18 protein-coding genes and 1 tRNA gene are annotated in these 14,792 nt (G+C 73.3%); 7 read left to right on the top strand and 12 right to left on the bottom strand.

Annotation, left to right across the window (positions count from 1 at the left end; translation table 11 throughout):
* Nucleotides 1-222: 222 nt before the first annotated feature.
* Nucleotides 223-1,044: an IclR family transcriptional regulator gene (locus tag ACZJYS_RS16410; protein ID WP_493179630.1), complete on the top strand. Its 822-nt coding sequence runs from the start codon at nucleotides 223-225 to the stop codon at nucleotides 1,042-1,044.
* Between the two features lie 154 nt (nucleotides 1,045-1,198).
* On the opposite strand, the gene ACZJYS_RS16405 is transcribed toward ACZJYS_RS16410, so the two are convergent.
* Nucleotides 1,199-1,324 (bottom strand): hypothetical protein, encoded by a 126-nt coding sequence (locus ACZJYS_RS16405; RefSeq protein WP_493179629.1) that lies wholly within the window; start codon nucleotides 1,322-1,324, stop codon nucleotides 1,199-1,201.
* 127 nt (nucleotides 1,325-1,451) lie between these two features.
* Nucleotides 1,452-2,315: an alpha/beta fold hydrolase gene (locus ACZJYS_RS16400; RefSeq protein WP_493179628.1), complete on the bottom strand. Its 864-nt coding sequence runs from the start codon at nucleotides 2,313-2,315 to the stop codon at nucleotides 1,452-1,454.
* A 49-nt stretch (nucleotides 2,316-2,364) separates the two neighbouring features.
* On the opposite strand from ACZJYS_RS16400, the gene ACZJYS_RS16395 reads away from it, so the two are divergent.
* Nucleotides 2,365-2,739: a histidine phosphatase family protein gene (locus tag ACZJYS_RS16395; protein WP_493179627.1), complete on the top strand. Its 375-nt coding sequence runs from the start codon at nucleotides 2,365-2,367 to the stop codon at nucleotides 2,737-2,739.
* Nucleotides 2,740-2,755: 16 nt separating this feature from the next.
* Here ACZJYS_RS16395 and ACZJYS_RS16390 read toward each other — a convergent pair whose 3' ends face one another.
* Nucleotides 2,756-3,244 (bottom strand): RrF2 family transcriptional regulator, encoded by a 489-nt coding sequence (locus tag ACZJYS_RS16390; RefSeq protein ID WP_493179626.1) that lies wholly within the window; start codon nucleotides 3,242-3,244, stop codon nucleotides 2,756-2,758.
* Between the two features lie 78 nt (nucleotides 3,245-3,322).
* Between ACZJYS_RS16390 and hmpA the strand changes: the two genes are divergently transcribed.
* Entirely contained in the window at nucleotides 3,323-4,531 is a 1,209-nt protein-coding gene (gene hmpA, locus ACZJYS_RS16385) for an NO-inducible flavohemoprotein (RefSeq protein ID WP_493179625.1), read from the top strand.
* Nucleotides 4,532-4,556: 25 nt separating this feature from the next.
* Here hmpA and ACZJYS_RS16380 read toward each other — a convergent pair whose 3' ends face one another.
* A complete protein-coding gene (locus ACZJYS_RS16380) occupies nucleotides 4,557-5,273 on the bottom strand; it encodes a GntR family transcriptional regulator (protein ID WP_493179624.1) in 717 nt (238 codons plus the stop codon).
* Nucleotides 5,274-5,431: 158 nt separating this feature from the next.
* Between ACZJYS_RS16380 and ACZJYS_RS16375 the strand changes: the two genes are divergently transcribed.
* Nucleotides 5,432-6,424, top strand: a complete 993-nt coding sequence (locus ACZJYS_RS16375; protein WP_493179623.1) for a Bug family tripartite tricarboxylate transporter substrate binding protein — start codon at nucleotides 5,432-5,434, stop codon at nucleotides 6,422-6,424.
* Nucleotides 6,425-6,446: 22 nt separating this feature from the next.
* A complete protein-coding gene (locus tag ACZJYS_RS16370) occupies nucleotides 6,447-7,229 on the top strand; it encodes an SDR family oxidoreductase (protein ID WP_109515607.1) in 783 nt (260 codons plus the stop codon).
* Nucleotides 7,230-7,288: 59 nt separating this feature from the next.
* On the opposite strand, the gene ACZJYS_RS16365 is transcribed toward ACZJYS_RS16370, so the two are convergent.
* From ACZJYS_RS16365 to ACZJYS_RS16355, 3 genes are all read right to left on the bottom strand, one after another.
* Nucleotides 7,289-7,807: a hypothetical protein gene (locus ACZJYS_RS16365; RefSeq protein WP_493179622.1), complete on the bottom strand. Its 519-nt coding sequence runs from the start codon at nucleotides 7,805-7,807 to the stop codon at nucleotides 7,289-7,291.
* A gap of 109 nt (nucleotides 7,808-7,916) precedes the next feature.
* Nucleotides 7,917-8,651 carry a TerC family protein gene (locus ACZJYS_RS16360; RefSeq protein ID WP_109515609.1) on the bottom strand — a complete coding sequence of 245 codons (735 nt, stop codon included), beginning with the start codon at nucleotides 8,649-8,651 and terminating at the stop codon, nucleotides 7,917-7,919.
* The gene (locus ACZJYS_RS16355; protein ID WP_493179621.1) at nucleotides 8,651-9,562 is read right to left on the bottom strand and encodes a lipid kinase; all 912 of its coding nucleotides are present in this window, start codon (nucleotides 9,560-9,562) and stop codon (nucleotides 8,651-8,653) included. The genes ACZJYS_RS16360 and ACZJYS_RS16355 overlap by 1 nt, the downstream gene beginning before the upstream one ends.
* Before the next feature lie 204 nt (nucleotides 9,563-9,766).
* On the opposite strand from ACZJYS_RS16355, the gene ACZJYS_RS16350 reads away from it, so the two are divergent.
* Nucleotides 9,767-10,510, top strand: coding sequence for a phosphatase PAP2 family protein (locus ACZJYS_RS16350; protein ID WP_493179620.1), 744 nt, complete (start codon nucleotides 9,767-9,769; stop codon nucleotides 10,508-10,510).
* Between the two features lie 7 nt (nucleotides 10,511-10,517).
* Here ACZJYS_RS16350 and ACZJYS_RS16345 read toward each other — a convergent pair whose 3' ends face one another.
* The 3 genes from ACZJYS_RS16345 to ACZJYS_RS16335 form a co-directional block, all read right to left on the bottom strand.
* Nucleotides 10,518-10,727, bottom strand: coding sequence for a hypothetical protein (locus ACZJYS_RS16345; protein ID WP_109515612.1), 210 nt, complete (start codon nucleotides 10,725-10,727; stop codon nucleotides 10,518-10,520).
* Between the two features lie 155 nt (nucleotides 10,728-10,882).
* Nucleotides 10,883-11,221: a hypothetical protein gene (locus tag ACZJYS_RS16340; protein WP_146201818.1), complete on the bottom strand. Its 339-nt coding sequence runs from the start codon at nucleotides 11,219-11,221 to the stop codon at nucleotides 10,883-10,885.
* 130 nt (nucleotides 11,222-11,351) lie between these two features.
* A tRNA-Thr gene (locus tag ACZJYS_RS16335) sits at nucleotides 11,352-11,423 on the bottom strand.
* A gap of 307 nt (nucleotides 11,424-11,730) precedes the next feature.
* Here ACZJYS_RS16335 and ACZJYS_RS16330 point away from each other — a divergent pair.
* Complete coding sequence (locus ACZJYS_RS16330; protein WP_379632092.1) at nucleotides 11,731-12,606, top strand: tripartite tricarboxylate transporter substrate binding protein; 876 nt, start codon at nucleotides 11,731-11,733, stop codon at nucleotides 12,604-12,606.
* Between the two features lie 6 nt (nucleotides 12,607-12,612).
* Here ACZJYS_RS16330 and ACZJYS_RS16325 read toward each other — a convergent pair whose 3' ends face one another.
* On the bottom strand, nucleotides 12,613-13,773 hold the full coding sequence (locus tag ACZJYS_RS16325; RefSeq protein ID WP_379650900.1) for a mandelate racemase/muconate lactonizing enzyme family protein: 1,161 nt from the start codon (nucleotides 13,771-13,773) through the stop codon (nucleotides 12,613-12,615).
* Nucleotides 13,774-13,781: 8 nt separating this feature from the next.
* The coding region (locus ACZJYS_RS16320; protein WP_493179619.1) for a Bug family tripartite tricarboxylate transporter substrate binding protein at nucleotides 13,782-14,792 on the bottom strand (1,011 nt) is incomplete at its 5' end.

Below are 14,792 nucleotides of genomic sequence, written 5' to 3'. Positions count from 1 at the left end.
CACGGCGGCGGAGAGGGCGTTCACCGGCGGGTTCTCCACCATGATGACGGCGATGCCGTCTTCCACCTGATAGGTCACGGGACCGGTCATCGGCGTCTTCTCCCTGGGATGCGGCGCGCTTAATTCTGCATTGCGGAATTGAATTCCGCATGTTTGTGCTATTGGGTCGCGCAAAGCGCCGCGCGCGTCAAGCGTGGCGTCGCCATTCCCGACAGGATGCCCATGCCCCGCCGCCGTGCCGCCCCCACACCCGACCAGCCGGACAGCCCCGCCGGGCAGGACCGGGACTTCGTCACCGCGTTGGCGCGCGGGCTGGAGGTGCTGGGCTGCTTCCGCCGGGGCGAGTCGCTGCTCGGCAACCAGGAGATCGCGGCGCGCTGCGGCTTGCCGCGCTCCACCGTCTCACGCCTGACCCACACCCTCACCCAGCTCGGCTACCTGCACTACGTGCCGGAGCTGGGGCGCTACCGGCTGGGCACGGCGGTGCTGGCGCTGGGCAGCGCCATGCTGGGCGGGCTCGACATCCGCCGCGTGGCGCGCCCCCTGCTGCAGCAGCTCGCCACCGAGACGCACAGCGTGGTGGCGCTCGGCACGCGGGACCGGCTGGGGGTGGTCTATCTGGAGCTGGCGCGGGGCGACGCGGCGATCGCGGTGAACCTCGAGGCCGGCTCGCGCATCTCGCTGGTGAACAGCGCCATGGGCCGCGCCTGGCTGGCCGCCTGCAGCCCCGCCGAGCGCGAGGCGGTGCTGCGGCAGATCCACGCGCCGGACGAGGCCCGGCTGCGCGCCACGGTGGAGCGGGCCCTGGCCGAGCAGCGCGACTATGGCTGCTGCTGCTCCTTCGGCGACTGGCAGCCGGACGTGAACGCCATCGCCCTCGGCTTCCATCCCGGCGGCGGGCTGCCGCCGATGGTGGTGAATTGCGGCGCCCCTTCCTTCCTGGTCAGCCCGGAATACCTGCTGCAGGAAGCCCGGCCCCGGCTCGCCGCGCTGGTGGCGCGGCTGGAAGGCAGCATGGACCTGGCCGGCGCCCTGCCCCGCTAGGCCCGGCGCCCGGCATCCCCCAGAACGGAAAACACCGAGAACGGAAAACACCCGGAACCGAAAACCGCCCCGGCGACGATTCGCCAGGGCGGCAGGAATCAGGATGGGCGGAGAAGCGGCCCGGTGGAGGAACCCGCCCCCGGCCGCGATGCCGTCAGCGGCGAACCGGCTCGCCGCCGGCCTTCGGCGGCAGCGGCTGGCCGGGCTGCTTCGGCAGGGTCTCGCGCGGCACGCGGAGCAGGGACGCCTGCCGCTCCGCCTCGAGGGTCCCGAGGCGCACGGCGGGGCTGGTATCCAGAGTCGACATACGCTTGAAGGGGGCGACAAACATGGCGTTGAACCTCGCGGCGGCATTCCTTTGCCTTTAATTTGAAACCTGCGCATCGGTTTCACACGCCTCCGCCACTTCACGACATCGCGTGTTCCCATGTGCCGGCGAGCGCCGCCCCGAACGCCTCCGGCGCTTCCCACATCACCCAGTGGCCGGCATCGGGCACCACGGCCAGGGCCACGCCGGGCTGCAGGGCGCGCAACAGGTCCAGCCGGTCCTGCAGCCAAGGCGTGGCGGTGCTGTCCAGCTCGCCCCAGATCCCGGCCAGCGGCACGGCGAGGCCCTCCAGCGCATCGCGCAGCGCGGTGGTGCCGGCGAAGGGGCGGCTGCGCAGCCGGGCATGCCGCACATGCCAGTCCTGCAGGGCCAGGGCCGCGCCCTCGATCCGCTCCGGATGGGCCAGCATCAGCGCCGCCAAGTTGGCGCGGTTGGCCGCCTCACGCGCCGGGCCTTGCAGGCTGCGCACCGGCTGCATCGGCGTCGGGCGGCGGCGCAGACCCATGGCGCCGGCGCCCACCAGCGTGAAGCTCGCCAGCCGCTCCGGCGCCTGCCGCGCCACATGCCCGCCGATCATGGCGCCGAAGGAGAACCCCACCAGCCGGTAGCGCACCGGGCCCAGCAGCGCCGCCACCCCGGCGGCGACGATGGCGGCGATGGCATCGGGCGAATCCGGCCGCGGCGGCATGTCGGATTCGCCGAGCCCCGGCAGGTCGGCGGCCAGGACGCGGTGGCGCGCGGCCAGGGCCGGGATGTTGCGCGCCCAGTGGCGCCAGGAGCCGGAGCCGCCATGCAGCAGCACCACCGGCGCCTCCCCCGGCGCCCCCTCCCCCCATTCGTGCCACACCATGCGGCCCTCGCCGCAGGGCGTCTCGTGCCGGCGGGCGGCGGCCTGCAGGGGCGCGAGCAGGGCCTCCAGGGGGTTGGTCATCAGGTCCGGCATGGGCGGCGGGGCTCCGATCTGGTGATATCCGTGCCCGGCGGAGCGGGCGGTGGCCCGATCCTGCGCCCGGCGCTGCCGCGCCCTGGCCGGGGCGCTGGCCGGTGGCGCCGCCATCGTGGAGGACGCGCGGCTGCTGGAGCTGGATTTCGGCGCCTGGGAAGGCCTGGCCTGGGACGACGTGCCCCGCGCGGCGCTGGACGAATGGGCGGCCGATCCCTGGGGTTTCGCCCCCCCGGGCGGCGAGAGCGGCGCGGCGCTGGTGGCGCGGTTGCGCGGCTTCCATGCCGGGCTCCGGCAGGATTGCGTGGTGGTGGCGCATGGCGGCCCGCTGAAGGTGCTGGCCGACCTGCTGGCCGGGCGCCCGGTGGACCTGCTGGCCCCTGCCCAGCCCATGGGCAGCCTGCGCATCCTGGAGACCGGCTAAGGCCGCGCCCGCCCGCTCAGCCGGCGGGCGCGGGCGCGGGCGCGGGCGCCGCCTCCGGCGCCCCGATCCCGAGCCGCGCCGCCATTACCGGGCGGTTCGGCCCGTCCAGCAGGTCGCGCAGCGTCTGGCCGTCCAGCACCGCCAGGAAGGCGGACAGCGCCTCGCCCAACAGCGATTGCAGCCGGCAGGCATTGGTCAGCGGGCAGCCGGCGCCCTCGGCGCTGTCCTGGAAGCAGGCGACCAGCGCCATGTCCTCCTCGGTGAAGCGCACCACCGCGCCGATGCGGATCTCCTCGGGCGCGCGCGCCAGGCGCAGCCCGCCGCCCCTGCCGCGCGTGGTCTCGATGAACCCGCCGCGGCCCAGATGGTGCACCACCTTCACCAGGTGGTTCTCCGAGATGCGGTGCGCCACCGCGATCTCCCGGATGGCGACGCGCCGCTCGGGCCGCAGCCCGAGATAGATCAGGGTCCGCAGGGCGTAGTCCGTGTAGAGCGTGAGCCGCATCCGGAAGATGTAGCAGCTTTACATCTTTCTACCAGGGCCGCATAAGGAGCATGTAGAATACACCTTATGGAGACCGCCATGCCCCGCCCGCTCAGCGCGCAGACCATCTCGGTCGTGAAGGCCACGGTTCCCGCGCTGGAGGTCCACGGCCTCGCCCTCACCCGCCGGATGTATGAGCGCCTGTTCGAGAACGCCGCCATCCGCGACCTGTTCAACCAGTCCCACCATGGCGAGACCGGATCGCAGCCCAAGGCGCTGGCGGGCGCGGTGCTGGCCTATGCGCGCAACATCGACAATCTCGGCGTGCTCGCCGGCGCGGTGGAGCGCATCGCGCAGAAGCATGTCGGGCTGAACATCCTGCCCGAGCACTACCCCTTCGTGGCGGACGCCCTGCTCGGCGCCATCCGGGACACGCTGGGCGAGGCCGCGACGCCGGAGATCCTGGCCGCCTGGGGCGAGGCCTACTGGTTCCTGGCCGACCTGCTGATCGGGCGCGAGGGGCAGATCTATGCCGAGCACGCGGCGGCGCCCGGCGGCTGGAATGGCTGGCGCGACTTCACCGTGGCGGAGAAGCTGCGGGAGAGCGAGGTCATCACCTCCTTCATCCTGGTGCCGGCCGATGGCGGCCCGGTGCTGCGGCACAGGCCCGGCCAGTACCTCACCTTCTGGCTCGACATTCCGGGCCATCCGCCGCTGAAGCGGAACTACAGCATCTCCTCCGCCCCGGACGGCGCGTATTACCGCATCAGCGTCAAGCGCGAGCCGCGGGGTGTCGCCTCCAACTGGCTGCACGACGCGGTGCAGCCCGGCGCCCGGCTGAAGGTCGCCGCCCCCGCCGGCGAGTTCTTCCTGCCGGAGCCGCCGGCACGGCCGGTCGTGCTGCTCAGCGGCGGCGTCGGCCAGACGCCGCTGCTGAGCATGCTGCACGCCGTGGCGGGCGGCGCCCCGGCGGCGCCGGTGCAGTTCGTCCACGGCACGCTCTCGGGCGCCACCCACGCCCTGGGCGCCGAGGCGCGGGCCCTGGCCGCCGCCGGCCGGGTGCAGGTGACCACCTTCTACGAATGCCCGCGGCCGGAGGACCGCCCCGGCCAGGATTACGACGTGGCCGGCCGCATCACCCCGGACTGGCTGCGCGCCAACACGCCGCTGGCGGAGGCGGATTACTACCTCTGCGGCCCGCGGGACTTCCTGCGCGTCTTCGTGGCGGCGCTGCTGGCGCTGGGCGTGCCGGCAGCGCGCATCCACCACGAGTTCTTCGGCCCGGCGGACGAGCTGCTGGCCGCCTGAGGCGGAAGGCCGGGGCGGCGGCGCCTCACCCGCCGCCCAGCCCGGCCAGCCATCGGCGCTTGCCGGCCAGGACATGCGCCTCCCCCGCGCGGCGCGCCGCCTCCGCGTCGCCGCCGGCGATGGCGTCCAGCATCGCCGCGTGCTCGGCATTGCTGGCGCGGCGGTTCTCCGCGTCGTCCAGCATCTGCCGGCGCACCGGGTGGCTCTCCTTCAGCATGGCGCGGTAGAGGGCGGCGGTGCGGCGGTGCGCCGCCGCCTCCAGCATCGCGTCGTGGAAGGCGAGGTTCAGCGCGTAGTAGCGCGCCGCGTCGCCGGCCGAGAGCGCCGCCGCCATGGCCGCCACCTGGGCGCGCAGCGCGGCCATCTGCGGCACGGTGGCGCGGCGCGCCAGCAGAGCGCAGCAGAAGCCCTGCAACAGCGCGCGCGTGTCGTACAGCTCGGCCACCTCGGCGGCGTCCAGGCGGCGCACGCTCATGCCGCGCTGCGCCGGGCCGCCCTGCACCAGCCCCTCGCGCTCCAGCGCCCGCAGCGCCTCGCGCAGCGGCCCGCGCGAGACGCCGAGCCGGGCCGCCAGCGCCTGCTCGTTCAGCCGCGCTCCCGGCGCCAGCAGCCCCTCCAGGATCATCCGCTCGATTCCGGCATGCGCCAGCTCGGCCAGCGATTCGGCGCGGCGGCGGGCAATGCGGTCCAGCGCCTCCGGGCTCGGGGCCGGGGCGGAGCGGGCGGATGCGGTGGCGGCCATGCGGCCATGGAACACATCGCACGCCGCTTGTCGACATCCGGCAGACTGTTGACACTTTGCGGGCCGCCCCGCAGCATGTCCGCCGGGAGCCATTCCGCGACCGGCCCGCATTCATAAGACCAATCCGCAGGGCCGGCGCGGCGAAGGAAGGAAACGCCATGCTGCAGCGCCGGACCCTGCTGGGCGCCGCGCTTGCCCTGTCCGCCCAGGCCCTGCCGGCGCCGGGCGGGGGGGCACGCGCGCAAGCCGCCTATCCGGACCGCCCGGTCCGCGTCATCGTCGGCTTCGCGCCGGGCGGCGCCACGGACATCACCACCCGCCTGCTGGCGCCGCGCCTGCAGGCGGCGCTCGGCACCACCTATCCGGTGGTGGTGGAGAACCGGCCCGGCGGCAGCGGCAACGTGGCCACCCAGGCCGTCGTCAACGCCACGCCGGACGGCCACACCCTGCTGATGGGCACCATCTCCGCCCTCGCCATCAACCCCAGCCTGTTCACCGATCTCGGCTTCAACCCGCAGGCCGACCTCACCCCCATCGGCCTCTTCGCCGACGTGCTGAACGTGCTGGTGGTGCCGGTGGACCGGCCCTGGAAGACCCTGCCCGAGCTGATCGCCGCCGCGAAGGCGAAGCCGGAGGCGCTGAACTATTCCTCCTCCGGCATCGGCGGCGCCGGGCATCTGGGCGGCGCGCTGCTCGACCACCTGGCCGGCATCCGCACCACCCATGTCGCCTATCGCGGCGGCGGGCCGGCGATGACCGACCTGGTGAGCGGCAAGATGGACTTCTCCTTCGCCACCGCCCCCACCGCCCTGCCGCTGATCGAGGCCGGCAAGCTGCGCGCCCTGGCCGTGCCCACCGCGCGCCGCAGCCCGCTGCTGCCCGACGTGCCCGCCGTGGCCGAGACGGTGCCGGGCTTCGAGGTGGCCAACTGGTACGCCATGCTGGGCCCCAAGGGGCTGCCGCAGCCGGTGGCGGCGCGGCTCAGCGCCGCGCTGCGCGAGGCGCTGGCCGACCCGCAGCTCGTCTCCGCCCTCTCCCACCACGGCGCCGAGCCGCGCCCCTCCACGCCGGAGGCGCTGGCGCGCTTCCTGAAGCAGGAGACGGAGAAGTGGCGCCCCATTCTCCAGGCCTCCGGCACCCGGCCGGAATGAGGCCGCAGCCGAGGGAACGTGCATGGACCTGCAACTGAACGGGCGGGAGGCGCTGGTGGTGGGCGGCTCCTCCGGCATCGGCCTCGCCACCGCGGCGCTGCTGCTGCGCGAGGGCGCGCGCGTCACCATCGCCGGGCGCGACGAGGCCCGGCTGGCCGGGGCCGCCGAGGCCCTGGCGCGCGAGACCGGCACCCGGCCGGAGACCGCCCGCTGCGACCAGGCCGACCCGGCGCAGGTGGCGGCTCTCGCCGCGCGCTGGGAGGGGCGGCACCTCGACGCGCTGGTCTGCGCCGCCGGCGGCAGCCACCGCTCCAGCTTCGAGGCGCTGACCGACGAACAGTGGCTGGCCAATTACGAGTTCAACATCCTGGGCACGGTGCGGGTGGTGCGCGCCCTGCTGCCGGCGCTGCGCCGGGCCGCCTGCGGGCGGGTGGTGCTGCTCGGCGCCGTCTCGGCGCGCCAGCCCACGGCGCAGCAGGTCGTCTCCAACACCCACAAGGCCGGCGTGCTGGCGCTGGCCAAGACCCTCTCGCTGGAGCTGGCGCCGGAGGGGATCGGCGTGAACAGCGTCTCGCCCGGGCGGGCGCTGACGCCGCTCTGGCGCAACCGCGCCGCCACCATGGCGAAGGATGAGGGCATCCCGGAAGCGACGGTGCTGGAGCGCGTGGCGGCCGACATCCCGATGGGGCGGCTGGCAGAGCCGGAGGAGGTGGCGGCCATGGTCGCCTTCCTCGCCTCGCCTGTCTCGGCCTATGTCACGGGGCAGGCCATCGCGGTGGATGGAGGGTTGCAGAGGGGCGTCTGACAGGAAGCCAGGGCGGGGGAAGGAATTCCCCCCGCGCCCCCATCCTTATTTCTGTCGGTTCAGGCGTCGCGGCGGGCCTGGTTGTCCCGGGTGGCCTGGGAGACGCTGCCCACCTGGCGCGGGTCCACCTGCGTCATCCGGCTGTCATGCTCCACCGGGTTCATGCCGCGATGCGCGGTGCGGCCGGAGGAGGGGTGGTGGCGCACGCGGCTGGCCCGCTTCATCTCCAGCGCGCGGCGGGCGATCTCGCCCTGCGCCGGGCGGCGCGCGGCGGCGTCATGCCGCCCGATCTCCTTGTTCACCCGCTTCAGCGCGGATGCGAAGACCTGCTTCTTCAGCGAGAGGCCGCTCTCGTCCCGCGCCGGGGTGGCGCCGCGCGGCTCGGCCTTGCCGCGCATCTCCCGCCGCCGCCCACGGCCGACGTCGCGCGCCTTGTCGCGGAATTCGCGCAGGGTGCGCGCCATCTCGATCAGCTCCGGCTTCGGCAGGCCGCAGAGATCCGGGTAGTGGCTGCGGGAGACGGCCTCGAACTCGGTCGCGGTCAGCAGGCGGCGTTCGGTGGCGATCGGCAGGCTCACGGCATTCTCCTCCAGAAGCGGGGCGGGCCGCCGGTTCGCCCGGCGGCCCGCCCTTCTGAAGATGAAAACGCTGTAATCTTCCGGGGGTTTCCCCGGCCGCGCCCCGGCTTCAGCCGGCGCGGCGCTTCGCCCGCCGGCTGACGATGTTCAGCGCCTCCACCAGCGTCGAGAAGGCCATGGCGGCATAGACATAGCCCTTCGGCACATGCGCCCCGAAGCCCTCGGCGATCAGCGTCATGCCGATCATCAGCAGGAAGCCCAGCGCCAGCATCACCACCGTCGGGTTGGCCTTGATGAAGTTGGCCAGCGGGTCGGCCGCCAGCAGCATCACCGTCACCGCCGTCAGCACGGCGATGACCATGATCGGGATGTGCGGCGTCATGCCGACCGCGGTGATGATGCTGTCGATCGAGAACACCAGGTCGAGCACCAGGATCTGCGCGATGGCGCTGGAGAAGGTGAGCGTGGCCTTCCCTGCGAACATGTCGCCCTCCGCCGGCGGGTCGACATTGTGGTGGATCTCCTTGGTGGCCTTCCACACCAGGAACAGGCCACCGGCGATGAGGATCAGGTCGCGCCAGGAGAAGCCGTGGCCGAACAGCTCGAACACCGGGGCGGTGAGCCGGACGATGATGGCCACCGTGCCGAGCAGCGCCAGCCGCAGCACCAGCGCCAGCCCGATGCCGATGCGCCGCGCCCGCGCCTGCTGTTCCACCGGCAGCTTGTTGGTGATGATGGAGATGAAGATCAGGTTGTCGATGCCGAGGACAACCTCCATCGCCATCAGCGTGGCGAGGGCGACCCAGGCGGCCGGGTCGGCGGCCAGGGCGAGCAGCGAATCCATCAGGCAGGCATCCCATGGGAAGGGTTGGAGGAAGGCACATAGACCCGCACCGCCTTCGGCAGCAGCCGGAAGCGCGCGGGGGTCATGGCGTTCAGCTCGCCATCGGTGTTCACCGGCATGGGGCGGCGGGTGCGCACCTCGCAGGCGGTGGTGGGGAAGGCCCGCACGTCGTGCCATTGCCCCTGCGTGCCGCGCCGCAGATAGGGCAGCAGCGCCAGCAGCCGCCACCAGTGGTCCAGCTCCAGGCTGTAGACGTCGAGCTTACCGTCATCCGGCCGGGCGGAGCTTTCCACGGTCATGCCGCCGCCATAGTGCCGCCCGTTCCCCACCGAAATCTGGATGGTCTTCACCTGCTCCGTCACCCCGTCATGGGTGATCCAGGCGGTGAAGCGGCGCACACGGCGCAGCAGGCGGAAGGCGGCCAGCGCGTAGCCCAGCTTGCCCCAGCGCTTCTTCTCCTCCCGCCCCAGCCCCTTGGCCAGGGTGGCGCTGAAGCCGATGCTGGCGACGTTGAAGAAGGGCCGGCCGTTCACCTCGCCCAGGTCGATCGGCCGCAGCGCGCCGCCGGCGATGACATGGGCCGCCTCCACCGGGTCGAACGGGATGTCCAGGCTGCGCGCCAGGTCGTTGGCGGTGCCGAGCGGCAGGATGCCGAAGGGCAGGCCGGTTTCCATCAGCGCCGGGGCGGCGCCGTTCAGCGTGCCGTCGCCGCCGCCCAGGATCACCGCCGCGAAGCCCTCGGCGGCGCGGGCGCGGATCACCTCGGCGGCGGTCTGGCCGGGGCTGCAGGGGTGCTCCACCAGCGACCAGCCGGCATCGCGCAACACCGCCAGCGCCGAGTCGATGGCGGCGCCGCCGTTGCGGGCGTTGCGGTTGACGATCAGCAGGGCGCGGCGGTCCGGCTCAGCCATGCGCCACCCCACAGGCCCCGTACCCCGTCGCCGGCATCACGCTCGCTCCGCAGCTTTGCACCCTGGCTTTCTCCTGGCAGAACCGGCCGCGCCCTGGCGCTGGCACATCCGGCGGGAAACGCGCCAGGGAGCGGAGGGATGCGGAAGCGTGGCAACTCCCACCAGATGGCCGCGTCTCTGCCTTATCGGCAAGCGGAATCCCGGATGCTACGCGACACCCTGACCATTCTCTCCCGCCGCTTCAGCTGGGGGCAGTTCGCCACCCTGGCGGCCCTGCTGGTCTGCGCGGGCGGCATGCTGGCCTTCGCCGCCATCATGGACGAGGCGCTGGAAGGCGGCACCCACGCCTTCGACGAGACGCTGCTGCGGGCGCTGCGCAACCCGGCCGACCTCTCGGACCCGCTCGGGCCGTTCTGGCTGGAGATCATGATGCGCGACTACACGTCGCTTGGCAGCCACGCCGTGCTGCTGCTGATCGGCGCCGTGGCGCTGGGCTACATCGTCATGCTGCGCAAATGGCTCTCCGCCACGCTGCTGACCGTCTCCTTCGGCGGCGGCATGGCGCTGAACAGCCTGCTGAAGCTGGGCTTCGACCGGCCGCGGCCGGACCTCGTGGCGCATCTCGTCGAGGTGCACACGGCCAGTTTCCCGAGCGGCCACGCCATGCTCTCCGCCACCTGCTACCTGACGCTCGGCACGCTGCTGGCGGGGGTGACGCACCACAGGCGGCTCAAGGCCTACATCCTCGGCATCGCCATCGGGCTGACGCTGCTGGTGGGCAGCAGCCGCGTCTATCTCGGCGTCCACTGGCCGACCGACGTGCTGGCCGGCTGGTGCCTGGGCGCCGCCTGGGCCATGGGCTGCTGGCTGGTGCTGCGCGCCTGGCTGGCCTGGCACCAGCGCCGCCGCCGCCTGCACCCAGCAGGAGAGGGGCACGGGCCGGGCTGAAGGCCGCTCAGAGGTGGCGGCCGCGCTCCAGGATCTCGAGCGTGTATTCGCGGTAGCTCATCCCCAGCTCCTCGGCCCGGGCGAGGCGACGCAGCGCGATCTCGCGCGGCGGCGTCTTCCAGGCCTTGCGGCTGGCACGGCGCCAGTTCCAGGCATTCCAGGAAAGGTCGGGCTCCGGCTCCAGCGGCGGGCCGCCATTGTGGCCGATCAGGGCCATGCACCGCCCTCCGCCGCCACTGCCCGCATCGCCTGCCTCCCGCTTTGTCGCAGGGCAGCACAGCATACGATCCGGCGCGCGGCGAGGGGAATCTGGCCGGAACGGCCCCGGGGCGGAGGCTCCGGCCCGATGAATGCCGGCGGGCCGGAAATCCCCTACAGCCCTTCCTTCCGCGTCCAGCCCTGGTCGCGCATGCAGGCCTCGATGACCGTGGCGCGCAGCGGCGCGGCGGCATCGCGCGTCCGGTACTGGGGCGGGCGGAAGCCGCCCGGCGAGGTCCAGCAGCGCCGGCCATCGCGGCCGCACTCGGTCACCGACGGCTCCCAGTAGCCGGGGCGTTCCACGTAATCCTGCCACTCGGGGGGGATCTGGCGGCCGGCCGCCTCGCACCGGCCCAGCGCGGCCTGCCTCTCGGCGCCGGTGGCGCCGGGCTTCTCCCAGCCGGCGCAGGCCGCCAGGGAGAGCAGGGCGGCGCCCCAGGCGGAGATCCTCATGCCGGCCCTCATCGCATCCCCTTTCCACCCGCGGCACCTGACATGGGAAGGCGGCCGCGCCGCCGGGAGCCCGCAGGGCCCGCCGATCGCGGCATCGTGGGAAAACAATGGGGAAGAGGGCGGGGGCATTTGCCGGGTGAGGGGATCGAACCCCCGACCTTCGGTTTACAAAACCGCTGCACTACCGCTGTGCTAACCCGGCATTCTCCTGACGATGTGGCGGACCCGCATCGTCCCGCAAGGCCACCCTCCGCGATGGCGTCCGCAGACGCTCAACGGGCGGATGCCAGAGCATCCGGGTTTTCGCCTTTCAGGCGGCATTTTTCAAGAGCGCCGGGTTTCAGGAGCGCCGGAAGGGGCGCGACGCCCCTGGCTGGCGCGGCCGGCCTTTCCTATGCTGCCTGCGTTGCGTGCGTAAAACAAAAAAAGCCGAATGGGAGAGAAGCCCGATGCGTTACGCTGCCCTCGCGGCGGCGCTTGCCTGCCTCCTGGCAAGCGCCTCATCCGCCATGGCCCAGAACGCCGTCACCATGATCGTCGGCTATCCGCCCGGTGGCGCGTCCGACCTGATGGCCCGCATCCTGCAGCCCGAGATGGCCAAGGCCCTGGGCCGTCAGGTCGTGATCAAGAACTCGCCCGGCGCCAACGGCACGGTGGGCGCCATGGAACTCACCCGCTCCCGCCCGGATGGCGAGACCATCCTGTTCGCGCCCGGCGGCTCGCTGGTGCTGACGCCGCACACCCGCGGCGCCCCCTTCCAGCAGGCGGAGTTCATCCCCGTGTGCCAGATCTCGGCGGCGCATGTGGTGATGATGACGCAGCAGGATTCGGGCCTGCGGACGCTGCAGGACGTGGTGGCCCGCGCCCGCGAGAACCCGGGCGCCTTCGCCTATGCCAGCACCGGCCCCGGCGGCACGCCGCATATCAGCATGATCTCGCTGGAGCGGCTGGCGGGCATCGAGATGAACCACATCCCCTTCCGGGGCTCGGGCGACGTGATGCAGGCCATGGCGGGGAAGCAGCTCTCGCTGTTCACCGACCAGGGCAACCTGGTGCGGCAGTACAACCTGCACCCCATCGCCGTCTTCAGCGCGGCGCGGGCGAAGGAATTCCCGGATACGCCCACCATGCGGGAGCTGGGCTTCGACCTGAACTTCACCATCTGGTCCGGCCTCTACGCGCCCGCAGGCACGCCGGATGCCATCCTGAAGCCGATCGAGGAGGCCTGCGCCCAGGCCGTGGCGGCGCCCGCCGTGGTGGAGGGCTTCAGGCGGATGGACATGCCGATCCTGCTGCGCCGCCGCGCCGACTTCACCGCCTACCACAACGCCGAGTACGAGCGCTTCGGCAGGCTGGTGAAGCAGTACGACCTGCGCGTGAACTGAGCCGCATCAGCCGAGGCGCGGGTCCAGCCAGGGGCGCGGCATCGCCTGCCAGGGGGTGCCGCGCGCCTCCGCCTCCCGCAGCGCGATGCCGAGGCCGGGCCGGTCGGGCAGCCGCGCCGCGCCCTCCTGGAAGGCCAGCGCCTCGCCGCCCGAGACCAGGGTGAAGAAGCGGTCCGTCTCGCCGAACTGCACCTCCAGGCGCAGGAAGTTCGCCAGGGTCGCGCAGAGATGCAGCGAATGCGCGTGGCAGACCGGCCCGGTGGGGTTGTGCGGCGCGACCTCGAGGCCGGCCGTCAGCGCCAGCGCGGCGATGCGGCGGATCTCCTCATGCCCGCCGGCGTGCTTGATGTCGGGCATCAGCACGTCGTAGCAGCCCTGCTCGATCAGCGGACGGTAGGCGGCGAGGCCGCTCAGCGTCTCCGCCCCCGCCAGGCGCATGCCGCGCTCGTTCGCCAGGCCGCGCAGGCGGCGGATCTCCGGCAGGTTGCCCTCGGCGACGGGGCATTCCAGCCAGTAGAGATCGAGCGGCGCCAGGTCGCGGATCAGCGCCGCGGCGCCGCCGGCCGAGAAGCGCCAATGGGCATCGACCATGACATCGGCCCCGCCGCCCACCGCCTCCCGCACGGCGGCGATGCGGTCCAGCCCCCCGGCATAGGCGGCGCGCTGCGCGGCGGTGTCGCCGCCGGCATCCTGCCAGACCATCGGCTCGAAGGGCGCCAGCTTCACGGCGGTGAAGCCCTGCGCCACGGCACGGCGCGCGGCGGCGGCGAAGCCCTCCGGCGTGCGCGGCTGCGCGCCGCGGTTGATGTTGGCATAGAGCGTCACCCGCGGCCGCAGCGCGCCGCCCAGCAGGTGATGGATCGGCACGCCCGCCGCCTGCCCGGCGATGTCCCACAGCGCCGCCTCGAAGGCGCTCTGCACCGTCTGCGCCACCAGCCCGCCGGGGGCGTGCGGCAGCACCTGGCACAGCCGGTTCCGCGCGGCGGCCTCCTCCCCCACCACCTGCGCGGCCAGCCGCGCGGCCTCGGCGGCCAGGGCGCCCTCCTGGTTCGCGAGGGTGCACTCGCCGAGGCCGGTCAGCCCGGCATCGGTGCGCACCAGCAGGAAGCACCAGTTGGTCTTGGGCGTGACCTGGGTGCCGAGGAAGTCGAGGGCGGTGATGCGCATGGGGTGTGTCACTCCGCCTGGATGCCGGCCCGGGCGGCCAGGGCCTTCCACTGGGCGATGTCGTGGACGATCCGCTGGCCGAAGGCCTGCGGCGGGCCGGCGACCAGCTCGCCGCCGAGCAGCCGCACGCGGTCCCGCAACTCGGCCGAGTCGCGCAGCCCGGCCAGGGCGGCGTGCAGCCGCTCGCGGATGGGCGCCGGGGTGCCGCGCGGGGCGAGGATGCCGTTCCAGGCCAGCGTCTCGAAGCCGGGCAGGGTGTCGGCCACCGGCGGCACCTCGGGCAGCTCGGCGCTGCGGCCGAGGGAGGTGACGGCCAGCGCGGCGAGCTCGCCACGGCGGATATAGGGCATGACGTTGACCAGGTTGGCGAACATCAGCGCCGTGTCGCCGGCGATGACGGACTGCGCCATGGCCGGCGTGCCGCGATAGGGCACGTGCACGATGTCGAGCCCGGCCTCCGCCTTGAACAGCTCCATCGACATGTGCGCGGAGGAGCCGATGCCGCCGGAGGCGTAGTTCAGCGCCCCCGGCCGCGCCCGCAAGGCGGCGATCAGCGCCGGCAGGTCGCGCGCCGCCAGCAGGCGGCGGTTCACCACCAGCACGTTGGGGCCCTGCACCAGCAGCGAGACCGGCTCGAAGGCGGTGGCGAGGTCATAGGGCAGGTCGCGGTAGATGGCGGCGTTGATGCCGTTGGAGCCGGCATTGCCGAGCAGGAAGCTGTAGCCGTCCGGCGCCGCGTTGTGGGCGGCCTCGACGCCGATGCGCCCGCCCGCGCCGCCGCGGTTCTCGATGACGAAGGGCTGCCCCAGCGCGGCCTCCAGGGCGGGCGCCACCAGCCGGGCCACCGTGTCGTTGCCGCTGCCCGGTGCGTCGGGGAGGATCAGCCGCACCGGGCGGGCGGGCCAGCCGGAGGCTGCGGCGGCCCTGGCGCGCGGGGCGCCGGGCGCGGCCCACGCCCCTGTCCCCACCCCTGCCAGGGCGGCGCCCTTCATGCACGCACGCAGCAGCCCGCGGCGGCC

The sequence above is a fragment of the Roseomonas sp. TS2 genome, from assembly GCF_058833935.1.
The sequence above is the reverse complement of the archived record's forward strand: the minus strand, read 5'-3'. Positions and strand labels throughout refer to the sequence as shown.

Excerpts from the sequence above, each read along its gene's own strand:
- ACZJYS_RS16330 (WP_379632092.1), top strand. The coding sequence starts at position 11,731 with ATGGCCCAGAACGCCGTCACCATGATCGTCGGCTATCCGCCCGGTGGC.
- ACZJYS_RS16350 (WP_493179620.1), top strand. The coding sequence starts at position 9,767 with ATGCTACGCGACACCCTGACCATTCTCTCCCGCCGCTTCAGCTGGGGG.
- ACZJYS_RS16375 (WP_493179623.1), top strand. The coding sequence starts at position 5,432 with ATGCTGCAGCGCCGGACCCTGCTGGGCGCCGCGCTTGCCCTGTCCGCC.
- ACZJYS_RS16390 (WP_493179626.1), bottom strand. The coding sequence starts at position 3,244 with ATGCGGCTCACGCTCTACACGGACTACGCCCTGCGGACCCTGATCTAT.
- ACZJYS_RS16355 (WP_493179621.1), bottom strand. The coding sequence starts at position 9,562 with ATGGCTGAGCCGGACCGCCGCGCCCTGCTGATCGTCAACCGCAACGCC.
- ACZJYS_RS16370 (WP_109515607.1), top strand. The coding sequence starts at position 6,447 with ATGGACCTGCAACTGAACGGGCGGGAGGCGCTGGTGGTGGGCGGCTCC.
- ACZJYS_RS16345 (WP_109515612.1), bottom strand. The coding sequence starts at position 10,727 with ATGGCCCTGATCGGCCACAATGGCGGCCCGCCGCTGGAGCCGGAGCCC.
- ACZJYS_RS16325 (WP_379650900.1), bottom strand. The coding sequence starts at position 13,773 with ATGCGCATCACCGCCCTCGACTTCCTCGGCACCCAGGTCACGCCCAAG.
- ACZJYS_RS16380 (WP_493179624.1), bottom strand. The coding sequence starts at position 5,273 with ATGGCCGCCACCGCATCCGCCCGCTCCGCCCCGGCCCCGAGCCCGGAG.
- hmpA (WP_493179625.1), top strand. The coding sequence starts at position 3,323 with ATGCCCCGCCCGCTCAGCGCGCAGACCATCTCGGTCGTGAAGGCCACG.
- ACZJYS_RS16360 (WP_109515609.1), bottom strand. The coding sequence starts at position 8,651 with ATGGATTCGCTGCTCGCCCTGGCCGCCGACCCGGCCGCCTGGGTCGCC.
- ACZJYS_RS16340 (WP_146201818.1), bottom strand. The coding sequence starts at position 11,221 with ATGAGGATCTCCGCCTGGGGCGCCGCCCTGCTCTCCCTGGCGGCCTGC.
- ACZJYS_RS16400 (WP_493179628.1), bottom strand. The coding sequence starts at position 2,315 with ATGCCGGACCTGATGACCAACCCCCTGGAGGCCCTGCTCGCGCCCCTG.
- ACZJYS_RS16410 (WP_493179630.1), top strand. The coding sequence starts at position 223 with ATGCCCCGCCGCCGTGCCGCCCCCACACCCGACCAGCCGGACAGCCCC.